Origin of the sequence: Pantoea pleuroti, assembly GCF_014156615.1 — a bacterium.
GTDB lineage: Bacteria > Pseudomonadota > Gammaproteobacteria > Enterobacterales > Enterobacteriaceae > Pantoea > Pantoea agglomerans.
In genome coordinates, this window is record NZ_SBFD01000011.1 from 110,399 (window position 1) to 129,082 (window position 18,684).

The window sequence follows — 18,684 nt, forward strand, 5'->3', positions numbered from 1 at the left end:
TACGCCGGGGTGCCTTGAAAGAGGTCGGTCGTATGGGATACATGGAGGCCCAACCCCAATCAAACTTTAGAGGTTTTATCATGGCAACTGTTTCCATGCGCGACATGCTCCAGGCTGGTGTTCACTTCGGTCACCAGACCCGTTACTGGAACCCAAAAATGAAGCCATTCATCTTTGGTGCTCGTAACAAGGTTCACATCATCAACCTGGAAAAAACTGTACCTATGTTCAACGAAGCTCTGGCTGAACTGAACAAGATCTCTTCCCGTAAAGGTAAGATCCTGATCGTAGGTACTAAGCGTGCTGCTGCTCAGGCGGTAAAAGAGTCTGCACTGAGCTGCGACCAGTTCTTCGTAAACCACCGCTGGTTGGGTGGCATGCTGACTAACTGGAAAACCGTGCGTCAGTCAATCAAGCGTCTGAAAGATCTGGAGATTCAGTCTCAGGATGGTACTTTCGACAAACTGACCAAAAAAGAAGCGCTGATGCGTGCGCGTGAGCTGGCCAAGCTGGAAAACAGTCTGGGCGGTATCAAAGATATGGGCGGTCTGCCAGACGCGCTGTTTGTTGTCGATGCTGACCACGAACACATCGCAATCAAAGAAGCAAACAACCTGGGTATCCCGGTATTTGCTATCGTTGATACCAACTCAGATCCAGATGGCGTTGATTTCGTTATCCCAGGTAACGACGATGCGATCCGTGCTGTAAACCTGTACCTGACTGCCGTTGCGACCACCGTTCGCGAAGGCCGCTCTCAGGACCTGGCTGAGCAAGCTGAAGAAGCGTCTTTAGAAAACGCTTAATAAGGTTTGCTCTGCATAAGAGCCCTTAGCATTCAGATGTGATCTGTAAGGGGCCTATACTGGCCCCTTTATTTTATCTAAGTCTGTCACGCCCCCAACCGGACGGCGGGACAGAGTAAATTTTCCGCAAATAAGTGTCTGCTGGTGCAAACGTACACAGGCACGAACCGAGGATTCTGGAATGGCTGACATTACCGCTGCATTGGTAAAAGAACTGCGTGAGCGTACTGGCGCTGGCATGATGGATTGCAAAAAAGCGCTGACTGAAGCGAACGGCGACATTGAGCTGGCGATTGAGAACATGCGTAAGTCTGGCGCAATCAAAGCAGCGAAAAAAGCAGGCAACGTTGCTGCTGATGGCGTAATCAAAACCAAGATCGTTGGCGACTACGGCGTAATTCTGGAAGTAAACTGCCAGACTGACTTCGTTGCAAAAGATGGCGGTTTCCAGGCGTTCGCAGACAAAGTTCTGGATGCGGCTGCAGCTGATCGCGTTACCGACGTTGAAGTTCTGAAAGCGCAGTTCGAAGAAGAGCGCGTTGCACTGGTTGCTAAAATCGGTGAGAACATCAACATCCGTCGCGTTGCTATCCTGGAAGGCGCAGAGCTGGGCAGCTACCTGCACGGCGCACGTATCGGCGTTCTGGTTTCAACCAAAGGCGCTAACGAAGATCTGATCAAACAGGTCGCGATGCACGTTGCGGCAAGCAAGCCTGAATTCGTTAAGCCAGAAGACGTTTCTGCTGACGTGGTTGATAAAGAGTACCAGGTTCAGCTGGACATCGCGATGCAGTCTGGCAAGCCAAAAGAGATCGCAGAGAAGATGGTTGAAGGCCGTATGAAGAAATTCACCGGCGAAGTCTCTCTGACTGGTCAGGCTTTCGTTATCGACCCAAGCAAAACCGTTGGCCAGGCTCTGAAAGAGCAGGGCGCTGACGTTATCAACTTCATCCGCTTCGAAGTCGGTGAAGGCATCGAGAAAGTTGAGTCTGACTTCGCTGCAGAAGTTGCAGCAATGTCCAAACAGTCTTAATGCTCTGAAAGAACCGCCAGATGGCGGTTCTTTTTTGTCTGTGAATCGCAACAGATACATTTTCAGTTTCATCCCAATAGCAATTTCATTGCGGTAAGCGGATGATCGATCAGAATTTACTTCTCCTTTACACCCTATCTTCCAGGAAGAACTGACCATGGCGACCAACGCAAAACCTGTTTATCAACGTATCCTGCTTAAACTCAGCGGCGAAGCCCTGCAAGGCGCTGAAGGTTTTGGTATCGACGCGAGTGTGCTTGACCGCATGGCACAAGAGGTAAAAGAGCTGGTTGAACTGGGCATTCAGGTTGGCGTGGTGATTGGCGGAGGGAACCTGTTCCGTGGAGCGAGCCTGCAGCAGGCTGGCATGAACCGCGTTGTGGGTGACCACATGGGTATGCTGGCAACCGTAATGAATGGCCTGGCGATGCGTGATGCACTGCACCGCGCCTATGTGAATGCACGCCTGATGTCAGCGATTCCACTGAATGGCGTCTGTGACAACTACAGCTGGGCAGAAGCGATCAGCCTGCTGCGTAACAACCGCGTGGTGATCTTCTCCGCCGGTACCGGTAACCCGTTCTTCACCACTGACTCTGCAGCGTGCCTGCGCGGCATTGAGATTGAAGCGGACGTCGTGCTGAAAGCGACCAAAGTGGACGGCGTCTACTCTGCGGATCCGGTGAAAAGCCCGGACGCAACGCTGTATGAGCAACTGACCTATGCTGAAGTGCTGGATCAGGAGCTGAAAGTGATGGATCTTGCGGCCTTTACCCTGGCGCGTGACCACAAATTACCTATCCGTGTTTTCAACATGAATAAGCCTGGCGCACTGCGTCGCGTAGTGATGGGTGAAAAAGAAGGCACCCTGATTACGCATTAATACCCGAGGCGAGATAAAATAAGGTATATTCTGTCAGCGCGATGAGAATGCATCGCGCACCAGTCAGGATTATCGATGATTATCGATCCCGCTTCCGGTTACGCCGGAACTGGCCAGGTCAAACCGAATCCAAGGGTTTCAACGTGATTAACGACATCAAAAAAGATGCTGACACGCGCATGGAAAAATGCGTTGAAGCATTCAAAACCACCATCAGCAAAGTGCGCACCGGTCGTGCTTCACCTTCGCTGCTCGACGGCATCGTCGTCGAATATTACGGCACGCCGACGCCACTGCGTCAGCTGGCTTCTGTCACTGTGGAAGATTCACGCACGCTGAAAATCAACGTGTTTGATCGTTCACTGAGTCCGGCAGTCGAAAAAGCGATCATGAAGTCCGATCTCGGTCTGAACCCAAGTTCAGCCGGTACCGACATCCGTGTTCCGCTGCCTGCGCTGACAGAAGAGCGTCGTAAAGATCTGATTAAAATCGTGCGCGGCGAAGCCGAGCAGGGCCGTGTGTCGGTACGTAACGTCCGTCGCGATGCCAACGATAAAATCAAAGCGCTGCTGAAAGATAAAGAGATCAGCGAAGACGACGAACGTCGTGCGCAGGATGAAGTGCAAAAAATGACCGATGCTTACATCAAGAAAGTTGATGCTGCACTGTCAGAAAAAGAGACGGAGCTGATGGATTTCTAATCCCATCACTGCCGGACAAAACGCCGTACAGAGAGGTATTCGTATGAATGCGACATCTGGCGGCGTTTTACATTGTGCCTGTGGGCACGCTGACTTCACACGGATAGCTTCATGAAGCGATTAACTCTGCTGGGATCCACCGGCTCAATCGGCACCAGTACGCTGGCGGTGGTGCGCGCCAACCCGGCGCTTTATCAGATTACGGCGCTGGTTGCCGGCCATAACGTGGCGCTGATGGCCGAGCAGTGTGCGGCCTTTACACCACGCTACGCCTGCATGGCAGACGAGGCATCCGCCGCTGCGTTGCGTGAGCGACTGAGAGCAATCAGGGTCAATACTGAAGTGCTCTCCGGCGTTCAGGCAGCCTGTGAGCTGGCCGCGCTGGATGAGGTGGATCAGGTGATGGCGGCGATCGTCGGCGCATCGGGTTTGCTGCCGACGCTGGCGGCCATTCGCGCCGGCAAAACGGTGCTGCTGGCCAACAAAGAATCGCTTGTCACCTGCGGCCGTTTGTTTATGGAGGCCGTGCGTCATCATAACGCACAGTTACTACCGGTCGACAGCGAGCATAACGCCATTTTTCAGAGTTTACCGGCTACCATCCAGCATCAGTTAGGTTACGCTGACCTGCGGGATAATGGCATTGAGTCGATTATCCTTACGGGATCGGGTGGTCCTTTTCGTGACACAGATTTAGCGGATCTCAGCGCCATGTCGCCAGATCAGGCCTGTGCACATCCGAACTGGTCGATGGGGAGAAAAATCTCTGTCGATTCGGCCACCATGATGAATAAAGGTCTTGAGTACATTGAAGCCCGTTGGTTGTTTAATGCCAGCGCAGCGCAAATGGAAGTGATACTCCACCCACAGTCGGTGATTCACTCCATGGTGCGATACTGCGATGGCAGCGTGCTGGCTCAATTAGGTTCTCCTGATATGCGTACGCCGATTGCCCACAGCATGGCCTGGCCTTCGCGCATCAATGCAGGCGTGACGCCGCTGGATTTTACCCGCATGTCGGCGCTCTCCTTTGCAGAACCTGATTTTAGTCGCTATCCCTGTCTGAAACTGGCCATTGATGCCTGTGATGCGGGGCAGGCGGCGACCACCACGCTGAATGCAGCCAACGAGGTTGCCGTCGCGGCTTTCCTGAATCACCAGATCCGCTTCACCGACATTGCCGCGCTTAATAGTGAGGTGATGGCGGCACAAGTGTGTCCGGAGCCGGATTCGGTGGACGCTGTCCTTGAAATCGATCGCACTGCACGCGCGCTGGCGACAGAAATGTTGCCGCGTTTCACGTCGTGAGGCCGATCGTTATGAGGCCATTTGTTCGCTTCAGGTGAAAATGATATAGTCGCTGGCTCGCGTTTCACGGTCTGTCACCGAATTCGGTGTGGCCCGGCACTGAGAGTGTGTCGGGATTTGAATCGGGCGCAATGTATTCAGAAACCACAGCATTTCTGATGAAAGGAATTGGTTAAGCGTTATGTCGTCTAACAATCACAACAACACTGATGACCAGCAGGGAAACGGTCCGCGCCACGTCGCTATCATCATGGATGGCAATGGCCGCTGGGCCAAAAATCAGGGTAAATTGCGTATTTCAGGCCATAAAGCTGGCGTTAAATCGGTACGCCGTGCCGTCAGCTTTGCGGTCAGTAACAATCTTGAAGCCCTGACGCTTTACGCCTTCAGCAGTGAAAACTGGAGTCGTCCACCGCAGGAAGTCACCGCGTTAATGGAACTCTTTGTCTGGGCGCTTGATAGTGAAGTGAAGAGCCTGCACAAACACAATGTTCGCTTACGCGTCATTGGCGATACCAGCCGTTTCAGCCCGCGTATTCAGGAACGTATTCGCCGTTCTGAGACGCTGACCGCAAATAATAGTGGCCTGACGCTCAACATTGCTGCCAACTATGGCGGCCGTTGGGATATTATCGAAGGCGTGAAAAAACTGGCTGAACAGGTTCAGGAAGGATTACTGCGACCTGACCAGATTACCGAAGAGAGCCTGACGTCGCAGCTCTGTATGCAGGAGCTGGCGCCAGTGGATTTAGTGATAAGGACCGGGGGAGAGCATCGGATTAGCAACTTCCTGCTGTGGCAGATTGCCTATGCTGAATTCTATTTTACCGATGTGCTCTGGCCGGATTTCGATGAACACGTTTTTGAAGGTGCACTGAATGCATTCTCTCTGCGGGAGCGTCGTTTTGGCGGCGCTGCACCAGGCGGCGCCTGAGCAATCTGGGGGTAACCTTTGCTGAAGTCTCGTCTGATTACCGCGTTGATATTAATTCCGCTGGTAATAGCTGCACTGTTCTGGTTACCGCCTGTTGGCTTCGCCCTGACAACCATCGTTATCTGCATGCTGGCAGCCTGGGAATGGGGTCAGTTTGCAGGGATGGCATCACGGCAACAGCGCGTCTGGCTGGCTGTACTTTGTGGTCTGCTGCTGGCGCTGATGCAGTTTACGCTGCCACCTTATCAACACACGGTGCATCTGCCACAGATCGCGACATCGCTTTGGGCGTCGCTGGTGTGGTGGGTCGTTGCACTGCTGCTGGTGCTTTCCTATCCCGCTTCTGCGGCCTTCTGGCGCCATTCGCGTCCACTTCGCTTACTGTTTGGCGTATTAACGCTTGTCCCTTTTTTCTGGGGCATGGTGGCGCTGCGCCAGTATCACTATGACACCGACCACTTCGCCGGTGCCTGGTGGCTGCTGTTTGTGTTGCTGCTGGTATGGGGAGCGGATTCAGGTGCTTATATGTTTGGCAAAATGTTTGGCAAGCACAAGCTGGCGCCAAAGGTCTCACCAGGCAAAACCTGGGAAGGCTTCCTGGGCGGTCTGGTCACCTCGGCGCTGATTGCCGTGCTGTTTGCGACGCTGGTGCCACTGACGGTTTCCACCGGTACGCTGGTGATTTGCGCGATTATCGCGACGCTGGCCTCCGTACTGGGCGACCTCACTGAGAGCATGTTTAAACGTGAAGCGGGCATCAAAGACAGTGGTAATCTGATTCCTGGTCACGGCGGCATTCTTGATCGTATTGATAGTCTGACTGCGGCGGTGCCGGTGTTTGCCTGTTTATTGCTGCTGGTGTTTCGCACCCTTTAAGGACAGGCAAAGATGTTGAGCATACTCTGGAGTTTCGTCGCCTTTATCGTTGCGCTGGGCGTATTAATTACCGTTCATGAGTTTGGCCATTTCTGGGTCGCTCGTCGCTGTGGCGTCAAAGTTGAGCGCTTTTCCATTGGTTTTGGTAAGTCGCTCTGGCAGCGCCGCGATCGCCACGGCACCGAATTTGTCATCGCGCTGATTCCCCTCGGCGGCTACGTTAAAATGCTCGACGAGCGTGTTGAAAGCGTGCCAGCCGAATTTCGTCATCAGGCTTTTAACAACAAAGCCGTCTGGCAACGCGCCTCCATCATTGCGGCAGGTCCTGTCGCTAATTTCATCTTTGCCATCTTTGCATACTGGGTTGTGTTTATTCACGGCGTGCCCGGTGTGCGCCCGGTAATCGGTGAAATTTTAAACGGTTCGGTGGCTGCGGAAGCTCAAATTACGCCCGGCATGGAACTTAAGGCTGTTGACGGTATCGAAACGCCTGATTGGGATGCTGTGCGTATGGCGCTGGTGGGTAAAATCGGCGACAGCAGCACCACCTTAACGGTGGCTCGATTTGGCGAGGACGCGACCCAGCAGAAACAGCTGGATTTGCGTAACTGGCAGTTTGAGCCTGATAAGCAGGATCCGGTCGTCGCGTTAGGGATTCAGCCACGTGGTCCGCAGATTGAGACCACGCTGGCAGAAGTGCAGGCGAACTCGCCAGCCAGTGAAGCCGGTTTGCAAGCAGGCGACAGGATCGTTAAAGTCGATGGTCAGCCATTATCGCAGTGGCAGACTTTTGTCACGCAGGTCCGGGATAACCCCGGCAAAAGCATGGCGCTTGAGGTGGATCGCGGCGGTGAGTCTATTGCGCTGACGATGACGCCAGAAGCGAAATCTGGCAGTAAAGCGGGATTTGCGGGTGTCATTCCGCGCATTGTTCCTCTGCCAGAAGAGTACAAGACGGTAAGACAGTATGGCGCGTTTGCGGCTATCGGTGAGGCTAGTGTAAAAACCTGGCAACTGATGAAGCTCACCGTCTCCATGCTGGGCAAGTTAATAACCGGTGATGTGAAGCTGAACAACCTGAGCGGGCCAATTTCCATTGCGCAGGGTGCAGGGTTGTCAGCAGAGTATGGGTTGATTTACTACCTGATGTTCCTGGCGTTGATTAGCGTCAACCTGGGCATCATCAACCTGTTCCCTCTGCCGGTTTTAGATGGTGGGCACTTGCTCTTCCTGGCGATCGAAAAGATCAAGGGTGGACCGGTGTCCGAGCGAGTTCAGGACTTTAGTTATCGCATCGGTTCAATTTTACTGGTGCTGTTAATGGGGCTTGCACTTTTCAATGATTTCTCACGTTTGTAACCGCTGGAACGCGAACATTCGAGGGATGTGTTAGGAAAACGCATAACAACGATGGCGATGAAAAAGTTGCTCATAGCGTCGCTGCTGTTTAGCAGCGCCACCGTTTACGGTGCAGACGATTTCGTAGTGAAGGATATTCATTTCGAAGGGCTGCAGCGAGTCGCCGTCGGCGCGGCTCTGCTGAGCATGCCAGTACGGGTTGGCGATACGGTGAATGACGATGATGTCAGAAATACCATTCGCTCGCTGTTCGCTACTGGCAACTTTGAGGATGTTCAGGTCCTGCGAGACGGTACAACGCTGATTGTCCAGGTCAAAGAACGTCCTACCATTGCCAGCATTACCTTCACCGGTAACAAAGCGGTGAAAGAGGATCAGCTCAAACAAAATCTGGAAGCCTCAGGTGTCCGTGTCGGCGAAGCGCTGGACCGTACCACCATCTCCTCTATCGAGAAGGGACTTGAGGATTTCTACTACAGCGTAGGTAAATATACCGCCAACGTAAAAGCCGTGGTCACGCCACTGCCGCGTAACCGTGTAGATCTGAAGCTGGTCTTTACTGAAGGTGTCTCTGCAAAAATTCAGCAGATCAACATCGTCGGTAATAAAGCCTTCAGCTCCGATGAGCTGATTTCCCGCTTCCAGCTGCGCGATGAAGTGCCATGGTGGAACGTGGTCGGCGATCGTAAATATCAGAAGCAGAAACTGGCGGGTGACCTCGAGACCCTGCGCAGCTTCTATCTGGATCGTGGCTATGCACGCTTTAACATCGATTCGACGCAGGTCAGCCTGACGCCTGATAAAAAAGGCATCTACATCACGGTGAACATCACCGAAGGTGACCAGTACAAAATCGCAGGCGTGATCGTTAATGGCAGCATGGCGGGCCATTCAGCAGAAATTGAACATCTGACCAAGATTCCGGCAGGCGAGCTTTATAACGGCGCCAAAGTCACGAAAATGGAAGATGACATCAAGAAACTGCTGGGCCGCTACGGCTATGCCTATCCGCGCGTGGCAACACAGCCAGAAATCAACGACGCCGATAAAACCGTAAAACTGCATATCAATGTGGATGCGGGTAACCGTTATTATGTCCGTAACGTCCGTTTCGAAGGCAATGACACGTCGAAAGACTCCGTGTTACGTCGCGAAATGCGTCAGATGGAAGGCGCGTGGCTGGGCAGCGATCTGGTTGAACAGGGTAAAGAGCGTCTGAACCGTACCGGTTACTTTGAAACCGTTGATGTGGATACTCAGCGTGTGCCAGGTTCGCCGGACCAGGTTGACGTGGTCTACAAGGTTAAAGAGCGTAACACCGGTACCTTTAACTTCGGCGTCGGCTACGGCACCGAAAGTGGTGTGAGTTTCCAGGTCGGCGTCACGCAGGATAACTGGCTGGGCACCGGTAATACCGTGGGCATCAGCGGGACCAAGAACGATTACCAGACCTATGCTGAATTCTCGCTGACTGACCCTTACTTTACCGTTGATGGTGTCAGTCTGGGTGGTCGTCTGTTCTACAACGACTTTAAAGCAGATAACGCGGACCTTTCTGACTATACCAACAAAAGTTATGGTCTGGATGGCACGCTTGGCTTCCCGATTAACGAAAACAACACCCTGCGTGTCGGTCTGGGCTATGTCCACAATGACCTGTCAAACATGCAGCCGCAGGTGGCGATGTGGCGTTATCTTGACTCAGTCGGCAAGCCGCAGCAGCTCAATGATGAAGGTGATTTCTCAGCAGATGACTTCACCTTTAACTACGGCTGGACTTATAACACTCTGGACCGCGGTTTCTTCCCGACGTCCGGTAACCGTACCAACCTGAACGGTAAGGTGACGATTCCAGGCTCGGATAACAGCTTCTATAAGGCCACGCTGGATACCCAGCAGTATGTGCCGATTAACCAGGATCGTACCTGGGTGCTGTTAGGCCGTGGTCGCGTAGGTTATGGCGATGGTCTCGACGGCAAAGAGATGCCGTTCTATGAGAACTTCTACGCCGGTGGTTCAAGCACCGTGCGCGGCTTCCAGTCCAACACCATTGGACCGAAAGCAGCCTACTTTAATAACAACTCGTCGAACTGCCGAATCGCCGATCCAAATGGCGTATGTAAGTCTGACGATGCGGTGGGCGGTAACGCCATGGCGATTGCCAGCCTTGAGCTGATTACGCCAACGCCGTTCCTGAGCGAGAAGTATGCTAACTCGGTTCGTACCTCGGTGTTTGTCGATGCCGGTACAGCGTGGGATACCCATTGGGAAAATACCGCGGAAACGCGTGCGGCCGGCATTCCTGACTACAGCGATCCAAACAATATCCGTGTATCCAGCGGTGTTGCGCTGCAGTGGATGTCACCGCTCGGCCCGCTGGTGTTCTCTTACGCCCAGCCGATGAAGAAAGTCGATGGAGACAAGTCAGAGCAGTTCCAGTTTAACATTGGTAAAACCTGGTAATGTTCTGAGCATGGATGCATAGCTGAAGTATTGCTGCCGGACAGCACCTGTTGCTGTTCGGGGCAAACACTGTGTCGCTGACACAAACGTTGATGGTAAGGAGTTTATAGTGAAAAAGTTGTTGTGTGCCGCAGGTCTGGGTCTTGCTTTAGCGGTTTCCGCTGGTGTTCAGGCTGCCGACAAAATTGCAGTGGTAAACGTGTCCAGCATTTTCCAACAGTTACCGCAACGTGCGACTGTTGCTAAACAGCTGGAAAACGAGTTCAAAGGCCGTGCAACTGAGTTGCAGAGTCAGGAGCGCGATCTGCAAACCAAAATGCAGCGTCTGCAGCGTGACGGTTCTACCATGAAGGCGAGCGAACGCAGCCGTATGGAAAAAGATGTCATGTCTCAGCGTGAAGCTTTCTCTACAAAAGCTCAGTCTTTTGAGCAGGATAATCGCCGTCGTCAGATGGAAGAGCGTAACAAGCTGCTGAGCCGTATTCAGGATGCCGTGAAGAAAGTCGCTGACAGCGATGGTTACGACGTCGTGATCGACGCTAACGCGGTGGCTTATGCGTCAAACGCAAAAGACATCACTGCTGACGTGCTGAAACAGGTTAAATAATTCATGTCATCTATTCGACTGGCTGATTTAGCCCAGCAGTTGGATGCAGAATTGCACGGAGATGGCGATATCGTCATCTCCGGCATTGCTTCTATGCAATCCGCCACAACTGGCCAAATCACTTTTCTTGCAAACAGCCGTTACCGCGAGCAACTCGCCCTGATTAAGGCCTCAGCCGTGGTGCTGACGGAAGCGGATCTGGAGTGGTGCAATACCGCAGCGCTGGTGGTGAAAGATCCCTACCTGACCTATGCGCGTATGGCACAAATACTCGATACCACGCCACAGCCAGCGCAAAATATCGCTCCCAGTGCAGTGATCGATCCCTCAGCCCGACTCGGTAGCAACGTCGCTATTGGCGCCAATGCGGTGATCGAAGCGGATGTTGAGCTGGGCGATAACGTGGTCATTGGTGCAGGATGTTTTGTTGGCAAAAAAACCCGTATCGGCAGCGGTACCCGTCTCTGGGCCAACGTCTCTGTTTATCACGAAATTGAAATCGGTCAGGATTGCCTGATTCAGTCAGGTACTGTCATCGGTTCTGATGGTTTCGGTTATGCCAACGATCGCGGTAACTGGGTGAAAATCCCGCAGTTGGGCGCGGTGATAATCGGCGATCGCGTAGAAATAGGTGCCTGCACCACTATCGATCGCGGTGCGCTGGATAACACTCTGATCGGCAATGGTGTTATCATAGACAACCAGTGCCAGATCGCTCACAACGTAGTTATTGGCGACAATACTGCGGTTGCAGGCGGTGTGATCATGGCGGGTAGTTTGAAAATTGGGCGTTACTGTATGATTGGCGGTGCCAGCGTCATTAACGGCCATATGGAAATCTGTGACAAAGTAACGGTGACCGGTATGGGTATGGTCATGCGTCCTATCACAGAGCCTGGTGTCTATTCATCAGGCATTCCGCTGCAACCCAACAAAACCTGGCGCAAAACTGCAGCGCTGGTGATGAACATCGATGACATGAGCAAACGCTTAAAAGCCATCGAGCGCAAGGTCGGTAAAGACGACTAACCGCCATCCCAAAACTGACCGGCTTTCATAATAAAAATGTTAAGCAGGGAAGCCCGGCGCCACAGAACCTATTTGCGGCCTGCGGAAGATCATTTTGATCTGTGCAGGCCGTGTTATTGATGTCATCAGATTTTTAGGACAGGAAGAGTATTTTGACTACTGAAACTCATACTCTGAAAATTGAAGAGATTTTAGAGCTGCTGCCGCACCGCTATCCGTTTCTGCTGGTAGACCGCGTGCTGGAATTTGAAGAGCACAAATACCTGCGTGCAGTGAAGAACGTTTCTGTTAATGAACCGTTTTTCCAGGGGCATTTCCCTGGTAAACCGATTTTTCCTGGCGTTCTGATCCTGGAAGCGATGGCGCAGGCTACCGGTATTCTGGCGTTTAAAAGCGTAGGTAAACTGGAGCCAGGCGAACTCTACTACTTTGCCGGTATCGACAGTGCCCGTTTCAAGCGCCCTGTGGTACCTGGCGACCAAATGATCATGGAAGTCACTTTCGAGAAAACCCGCCGTGGTCTGACCCGCTTTAAAGGCGTGGCGACTGTCGACGGTAAAATCGTTTGTGAAGCGACCATGATGTGTGCCCGCAGCCGGGAGGCATAATTCGTGATTGATCCAACAGCCACTATCCATCCCAGTTCAGTCATTGAAGAGGGCGCTATTATTGGCGCCCGCGTTCACATTGGCCCGTTTTGCTTTGTTGGTGCGAATGTTGAGATCGGTGAAGGAACGGTACTGAAGTCACATGTTGTGGTGAACGGCCACACGCGCATCGGTAAAGATAATCAGATTTATCAGTTCGCCTCAATTGGCGAAGTGAATCAGGATCTGAAATATGCCGGTGAGCCAACACGGGTTGAGATCGGTGATCGTAACCGCATCCGTGAAAGCGTGACGATTCATCGCGGCACCACGCAGGGTGGCCAGGTCACCACAGTGGGCAGCGATAATCTGCTGATGGTGAATGCTCACATCGCGCATGACTGCGTGATTGGCAACCGCTGTATCTTCGCCAACAACGCCACCCTGGGTGGTCACGTGACGGTCGATGATTTCGCCATTATTGGCGGCATGACAGCGGTACATCAGTGGTGCATCATCGGTGCTCACGTGATGGTTGGCGGCTGTTCCGGCGTGGCGCAGGATGTGCCGCCTTACGTTATTGCGCAGGGCAACCACGCTACGCCGTTCGGGATCAATATCGAAGGTCTCAAGCGTCGTGGCTTCAGCAAAGAGTCGTTGCACGCTATCCGCAACGCCTATAAGTTGCTCTATCGCAGCGGCAGAACGCTGGAGGAAGTGAAGCCGGAGATTGAAGCCATCGCACAGCAGCACAGCGAAGTGCAGCCTTTCTACGATTTCTTCACCCGTTCAACCCGTGGATTAATTCGTTAATCCATGTCAGCGCGTCCCTTAACGATTGCCCTGGTCGCCGGAGAAACCTCCGGCGATATTCTTGGTGCAGGTCTGATCCGTGCCCTGAAAGCCCGTCATCCGGATGCACGCTTTGTCGGCGTAGCGGGTCCCCTGATGCAGGCAGAAGGATGTGAAGCCTGGTATGAGATGGAAGAGCTGGCGGTGATGGGCATTGTCGAGGTGCTCGGTCGCCTGCGACGCCTGCTGACAATCCGTCGCGATCTCACCCGGCGTTTTACCGAACTCCGACCCGATGTCTTTGTCGGGATTGATGCGCCCGATTTCAATATCACGCTGGAAGGCAATCTTAAACGCGCTGGCATTCGCACTATCCACTATGTCAGCCCCTCGGTGTGGGCATGGCGGCAAAAGCGTGTCTTTAAGATTGGTCGTAACACCGATCTGGTGCTGGCGTTCCTGCCGTTTGAAAAAGCTTTCTACGATCGCTATAACGTTCCCTGTCGTTTTATCGGTCACACTATGGCGGATGCCATGCCGCTGCAACCCGATAAGCTGGCTGCACGCCGTCATCTGGGCATTGCCGATGATGCGCTCTGTCTGGCCTTGCTGCCTGGCAGCCGGGGTGCGGAAGTGGAAATGCTCAGCGCCGATTTTCTGAAAACCGCTCAGTTGTTGCGTCGTCACTATCCGGCGCTGGAAATCGTGGTGCCGCTGGTCAACGCCCGTCGCCGCGAACAGTTTGAGAAGATTAAAGCCGAAACCGCCCCCGAACTGCCGATGCATCTGCTTGATGGTCAGGGACGTGAGGCGATGATTGCGAGCGATGCCGCACTCCTGGCGTCAGGCACTGCCGCACTGGAGTGCATGCTGGCAAAATGCCCAATGGTCGTCGGTTATCGCATGAAGCCGGCTACCTTCTGGCTGGCGAAACGGCTGGTCAAGACCCCTTACGTCTCGCTGCCAAACCTGCTGGCAGGACGTGAGCTGGTCAAAGAGTTACTGCAGGATGAGTGTCAGCCTGAAGCCCTGGCCGCAGCGTTAGATCCGCTGCTGCATGCCGGACCTGAGCGTGAAACACTCCTGCAGACGTTCCATGAATTACATCAACAGATCCGCTGGAACGCCGATGAGCAGGCAGCGGATGCGGTACTGGAGCTGGTGAATGCCTGATTTTATCTATCCTGTCGCCAGACTGATTGCCGGTGTGGACGAAGTGGGGCGCGGCCCGCTGGTTGGCGCGGTCGTTACTGCCGCGGTGATCCTCGATCCGGCAAACCCGATTACCGGCCTGGCCGACTCGAAGAAACTGTCTGAAAAGCGCCGCCTGGCGTTGTATGACGAAATCAAAGAGAAGGCGCTGGCATGGAGCCTGGGACGCGCAGAGCCTGAAGAGATCGATCAGCTCAACATTCTGCATGCCACTATGCTGGCAATGCAGCGCGCCGTAGCTGGCCTTGGTATTCAGCCCGATTATGTGCTGATTGATGGTAATCGTTGCCCGGCACTGCCAATGCCTTCACAGGCGGTAGTTAAAGGGGATAGTCTGGTTGCCGAAATCAGTGCGGCATCGATCATCGCCAAAGTGTCGCGTGACCAGGAGATGACCGAACTCGATCTGCTGTTCCCGCAGTATGGTTTTGCGCAGCACAAAGGTTATCCGACGGCGCTGCATATGGAAAAACTGACGCAGTATGGCGTCACGCCGCACCACCGTCGCAGTTTTGCACCCGTACGCAATGCGCTGCTCGATGCTGAAGTACTGGCTGCACGCCAGACCCTTACGCTTTAATAGCCTGACGCTGTTTTAACCGGAAACTGATATGGCTGAACCCCGTTTTATACATCTGCGTGTCCACAGTGACTATTCGATGATTGATGGCCTGGCGAAAACCGGGCCGCTGATCAAGAAGGCGGCTGCCCTTGGCATGCCGGCTATCGCGATTACCGACTTTACTAACCTCTGTGGTCTGGTGAAATTCTACGGTGGCGCACACAGCGCAGGGATAAAGCCGGTCATTGGTGCTGATTTCAACGTTGCCAGTGAGCTGATGGGGGATGAACTGACACAGCTTACCGTGCTGGCGTCCAGTAATACCGGATACCAGAACCTGACGCTGCTGATCTCCCGCGCCTATCAGCGTGGTTATGGCGTGGACGGACCAATTATCGATCGCGACTGGCTGATTGAATTGCAGGAAGGATTAATCCTGCTGTCGGGCGGACGGCGCGGCGATGTGGGTCGCAGCCTGTTGCGCGGCAACAATGCCCTGGTTTCGCAATGCCTGTCGTTTTATCAGCAACATTTCCCCGATCGCTACTACCTGGAGCTGATTCGTACCGGCCGTCAGGACGAAGAGAGCTATCTGCATGCGGCAGTTGAACTGGCGATTGCAGAGGGAATACCGGTGGTTGCCACCAATGAAGTCTGCTTTATTAATGCAGAAGATTTCGATGCGCACGAAATTCGCGTTGCCATTCACGACGGCTATACGCTGGATGATCCCAAGCGTCCACGCAACTACAGTCCTCAGCAATATATGCGCAGCGAAGAGGAGATGTGCGAGCTCTTCTCGGACATCCCGGAAGCGCTGGAAAACAGCGTAGAGATTGCTAAGCGTTGTAACGTCACGGTCCGGCTGGGCGAGTACTTCCTGCCGCAGTTCCCGACCGGTGACATGACCACCGAAGATTATCTGGTGGTGAAATCCCGTGAGGGTCTGGAAGAGCGTCTCGAGTTTCTGTTCCCGGACGAAGCCGAACGTCTGGAAAAACGTCCGGAATATGATGAGCGTCTGGAGATTGAACTCACCGTTATTAACCAGATGGGCTTCCCCGGCTACTTCCTGATCGTAATGGAGTTCATCCAGTGGTCCAAGGACAACGGCGTGCCGGTCGGGCCGGGTCGTGGCTCCGGTGCCGGTTCGCTGGTGGCCTATGCGCTGAAAATCACCGATATCGATCCGCTGGAATTTGACCTGCTGTTTGAACGCTTCCTGAACCCGGAACGTGTCTCAATGCCCGACTTCGACGTCGACTTCTGCATGGAGAAGCGCGATCAGGTGATCGAACACGTTGCAGATATGTACGGACGTGAAGCGGTTTCCCAGATTATTACCTTCGGCACCATGGCGGCGAAAGCGGTCATTCGCGATGTGGGCCGCGTGCTGGGACATCCTTACGGCTTCGTTGACCGCATTTCAAAACTGATCCCGCCCGATCCCGGCATGACGCTGGAAAAAGCCTTTATTGCTGAACCGCAGCTTCCCGCCATGTATGACGCGGACGAAGAGGTTAAAGCGCTGATCGACATGGCGCGCAAACTGGAAGGGGTCACGCGTAACGCCGGTAAACATGCGGGCGGCGTGGTCATTGCGCCAACGAAGATCACCGATTTTGCGCCGCTCTATTGCGATGAGCATGGGCAGTTCCCGGTAACTCAGTTCGATAAAAATGATGTGGAATATGCCGGCCTGGTGAAGTTCGACTTCCTGGGTCTGCGTACGCTGACCATCATCGACTGGGCGCTGAAGATGATCAACCCGCGCCGGGAAAAGCAGGGGCTGGAGCCGATCGATATCGCCTCTATCCCGCTGGATGATAAGAAAAGCTTCGATATGCTGCAGCGCTCGGAAACCACCGCGGTGTTCCAGCTTGAATCGCGCGGCATGAAAGATCTGATTAAGCGTCTGAAGCCCGACTGCTTCGAAGATATGATCGCACTGGTGGCGCTGTTCCGTCCTGGCCCACTGCAGTCCGGCATGGTGGATAACTTCATTGACCGTAAGCATGGCCGTGAAGCGATCTCCTATCCCGACATTCAGTGGCAGCACGAAAGCCTGAAACCGGTGCTGGAACCGACCTACGGCATCATTCTCTATCAGGAACAGGTGATGCAGATCGCCCAGGTTCTCTCCGGTTACACGCTGGGCGGTGCAGATATGCTGCGTCGCGCCATGGGTAAAAAGAAACCCGAGGAGATGGCCAAACAGCGTTCTGTATTCCGCGACGGTGCCGAAAGCATGGGTATCGACGGGGAACTGTCGATGAAGATCTTCGATCTGGTAGAAAAATTTGCAGGTTATGGCTTTAACAAGTCACACTCTGCGGCCTACGCACTCGTCTCCTACCAGACGCTGTGGCTGAAGGCGCACTATCCGGCTGAGTTTATGGCTGCGGTTATGACCGCCGATATGGATAACACCGAGAAAGTGGTTGGCCTGGTCGATGAGTGCTGGCGGATGGGTCTGAAAGTCCTGCCGCCTGATATCAACTCCGGTCTTTATCAGTTCCATGTTAATGACGCGGGCGAGATCGTTTACGGTATCGGCGCGATCAAAGGTGTCGGTGAAGGCCCGATCGAAGCGATCATCGACGCCCGTAACGAAGGCGGTTATTTCCGCGAGTTGTTTGATCTCTGCGCCCGTACCGACACCAAAAAGATCAACCGTCGGGTAATGGAAAAATTGATCATGTCCGGGGCCTTTGATCGCCTTGGACCGCATCGTGCTGCGCTGATGAGTTCACTCAGTGACGCGTTAAAAGCGGCCGATCAGCACGCGAAGGCGGAAGCGATTGGCCAGGCTGATATGTTTGGCGTACTGGCGGAAGAGCCGGAACAGGTTGAGAAATCGTACGCCAGCGTCACGCCGTGGCCTGAGCAGGTGCAGCTGGATGGCGAACGGGAAACGCTGGGGCTTTACCTTACCGGCCACCCGATTAATCAGTACCTGAAAGAAATTGAGCGTTACGTTGGCGGGGTGCGGCTGAAAGATATGCATCCTACCGATCGGGGTAAAATTACCGTGGCGGCCGGTCTGGTGATCGCTGCACGGGTAATGGTCACCAAACGCGGCAACCGAATTGGTATCTGTACTCTGGACGATCGCTCCGGTCGTCTTGAGGTGATGTTATTTACCGATGCGTTAGATAAATACCAGCAGTTGCTGGAGAAAGACCGAATTCTGATCGTCAGCGGACAGGTCAGCTTTGATGACTTCAGTGGTGGCCTTAAAATGACCGCTCGTGAAGTCATGGACATCGACGAAGCTCGCGAAAAATACGCGCGCGGACTTGCTATCTCGCTGACGGACAGGCAAATTGATGACCAGCTATTAAACCGACTCCGTCAGTCTCTGGAACCTCATCGATCAGGGACTATTCCGGTGCATCTCTACTATCAGAGAGCCGACGCGCGAGCGAAGCTGCGCTTTGGTGCAGCGTGGCGAATTTCGCCCAGCGATCGTTTACTTAACGATCTGCGCTCGTTGATTGGATCGGAGCAGGTGGAACTGGAGTTTGACTAG

At 53.7% G+C, this 18,684-nt stretch carries 16 protein-coding genes; all 16 read left to right on the forward strand.

What is annotated here, in order from left to right; genetic code table 11:
* Positions 1-80 precede the first annotated feature (80 nt).
* The 16 genes from rpsB (at position 81) to dnaE (ending at position 18,684) form a co-directional block, all read left to right on the forward strand.
* On the forward strand, positions 81-806 hold the full coding sequence (rpsB, locus tag EPG66_RS20070) for a 30S ribosomal protein S2 (RefSeq protein ID WP_008925636.1): 726 nt from the start codon (positions 81-83) through the stop codon (positions 804-806).
* A gap of 181 nt (positions 807-987) precedes the next feature.
* On the forward strand, positions 988-1,839 hold the full coding sequence (tsf, locus tag EPG66_RS20075; protein ID WP_031591214.1) for a translation elongation factor Ts: 852 nt from the start codon (positions 988-990) through the stop codon (positions 1,837-1,839).
* Positions 1,840-1,996: 157 nt separating this feature from the next.
* Positions 1,997-2,722 carry a UMP kinase gene (gene pyrH / locus EPG66_RS20080; protein ID WP_010254099.1) on the forward strand — a complete coding sequence of 242 codons (726 nt, stop codon included), beginning with the start codon at positions 1,997-1,999 and terminating at the stop codon, positions 2,720-2,722.
* 143 nt (positions 2,723-2,865) lie between these two features.
* Entirely contained in the window at positions 2,866-3,423 is a 558-nt protein-coding gene (frr, locus tag EPG66_RS20085; protein ID WP_010254103.1) for a ribosome recycling factor, read from the forward strand.
* Positions 3,424-3,534: 111 nt separating this feature from the next.
* Positions 3,535-4,731: a 1-deoxy-D-xylulose-5-phosphate reductoisomerase gene (gene ispC / locus EPG66_RS20090; RefSeq protein WP_022625453.1), complete on the forward strand. Its 1,197-nt coding sequence runs from the start codon at positions 3,535-3,537 to the stop codon at positions 4,729-4,731.
* Between the two features lie 181 nt (positions 4,732-4,912).
* Complete coding sequence (ispU, locus tag EPG66_RS20095; protein ID WP_010254107.1) at positions 4,913-5,665, forward strand: (2E,6E)-farnesyl-diphosphate-specific ditrans,polycis-undecaprenyl-diphosphate synthase; 753 nt, start codon at positions 4,913-4,915, stop codon at positions 5,663-5,665.
* 18 nt (positions 5,666-5,683) lie between these two features.
* Positions 5,684-6,541 carry a phosphatidate cytidylyltransferase gene (cdsA, locus tag EPG66_RS20100; protein ID WP_182687923.1) on the forward strand — a complete coding sequence of 286 codons (858 nt, stop codon included), beginning with the start codon at positions 5,684-5,686 and terminating at the stop codon, positions 6,539-6,541.
* Positions 6,542-6,553: 12 nt separating this feature from the next.
* A complete protein-coding gene (gene rseP, locus EPG66_RS20105) occupies positions 6,554-7,900 on the forward strand; it encodes a sigma E protease regulator RseP (RefSeq protein ID WP_010671861.1) in 1,347 nt (448 codons plus the stop codon).
* 51 nt (positions 7,901-7,951) lie between these two features.
* The gene (bamA, locus tag EPG66_RS20110) at positions 7,952-10,363 is read left to right on the forward strand and encodes an outer membrane protein assembly factor BamA (RefSeq protein ID WP_069025844.1); all 2,412 of its coding nucleotides are present in this window, start codon (positions 7,952-7,954) and stop codon (positions 10,361-10,363) included.
* Between the two features lie 109 nt (positions 10,364-10,472).
* Positions 10,473-10,970: a molecular chaperone Skp gene (skp, locus tag EPG66_RS20115; protein WP_010254125.1), complete on the forward strand. Its 498-nt coding sequence runs from the start codon at positions 10,473-10,475 to the stop codon at positions 10,968-10,970.
* Between the two features lie 3 nt (positions 10,971-10,973).
* Entirely contained in the window at positions 10,974-11,999 is a 1,026-nt protein-coding gene (gene lpxD / locus EPG66_RS20120; RefSeq protein WP_010254128.1) for a UDP-3-O-(3-hydroxymyristoyl)glucosamine N-acyltransferase, read from the forward strand.
* 152 nt (positions 12,000-12,151) lie between these two features.
* Positions 12,152-12,607 (forward strand): 3-hydroxyacyl-ACP dehydratase FabZ, encoded by a 456-nt coding sequence (gene fabZ / locus EPG66_RS20125; RefSeq protein ID WP_003852639.1) that lies wholly within the window; start codon positions 12,152-12,154, stop codon positions 12,605-12,607.
* Positions 12,608-12,610: 3 nt separating this feature from the next.
* A complete protein-coding gene (gene lpxA, locus EPG66_RS20130) occupies positions 12,611-13,399 on the forward strand; it encodes an acyl-ACP--UDP-N-acetylglucosamine O-acyltransferase (protein WP_031591209.1) in 789 nt (262 codons plus the stop codon).
* Positions 13,400-13,402: 3 nt separating this feature from the next.
* A complete protein-coding gene (gene lpxB, locus EPG66_RS20135; protein WP_031591207.1) occupies positions 13,403-14,551 on the forward strand; it encodes a lipid-A-disaccharide synthase in 1,149 nt (382 codons plus the stop codon).
* A complete protein-coding gene (gene rnhB / locus EPG66_RS20140; RefSeq protein WP_022625455.1) occupies positions 14,544-15,170 on the forward strand; it encodes a ribonuclease HII in 627 nt (208 codons plus the stop codon). The genes lpxB and rnhB overlap by 8 nt, the downstream gene beginning before the upstream one ends.
* Positions 15,171-15,201: 31 nt before the next feature.
* Positions 15,202-18,684, forward strand: coding sequence for a DNA polymerase III subunit alpha (dnaE, locus tag EPG66_RS20145; RefSeq protein ID WP_031591204.1), 3,483 nt, complete (start codon positions 15,202-15,204; stop codon positions 18,682-18,684).

Bases quoted from the DNA above. Each gene is read 5' to 3' on its own strand.
- rpsB (WP_008925636.1), top strand. From the start codon at position 81: ATGGCAACTGTTTCCATGCGCGACATGCTCCAGGCTGGTGTTCACTTC.
- tsf (WP_031591214.1), top strand. From the start codon at position 988: ATGGCTGACATTACCGCTGCATTGGTAAAAGAACTGCGTGAGCGTACT.
- pyrH (WP_010254099.1), top strand. From the start codon at position 1,997: ATGGCGACCAACGCAAAACCTGTTTATCAACGTATCCTGCTTAAACTC.
- ispC (WP_022625453.1), top strand. From the start codon at position 3,535: ATGAAGCGATTAACTCTGCTGGGATCCACCGGCTCAATCGGCACCAGT.
- ispU (WP_010254107.1), top strand. From the start codon at position 4,913: ATGTCGTCTAACAATCACAACAACACTGATGACCAGCAGGGAAACGGT.
- rseP (WP_010671861.1), top strand. From the start codon at position 6,554: ATGTTGAGCATACTCTGGAGTTTCGTCGCCTTTATCGTTGCGCTGGGC.
- bamA (WP_069025844.1), top strand. From the start codon at position 7,952: ATGGCGATGAAAAAGTTGCTCATAGCGTCGCTGCTGTTTAGCAGCGCC.
- lpxD (WP_010254128.1), top strand. From the start codon at position 10,974: ATGTCATCTATTCGACTGGCTGATTTAGCCCAGCAGTTGGATGCAGAA.
- lpxB (WP_031591207.1), top strand. From the start codon at position 13,403: ATGTCAGCGCGTCCCTTAACGATTGCCCTGGTCGCCGGAGAAACCTCC.
- rnhB (WP_022625455.1), top strand. From the start codon at position 14,544: ATGCCTGATTTTATCTATCCTGTCGCCAGACTGATTGCCGGTGTGGAC.
- dnaE (WP_031591204.1), top strand. From the start codon at position 15,202: ATGGCTGAACCCCGTTTTATACATCTGCGTGTCCACAGTGACTATTCG.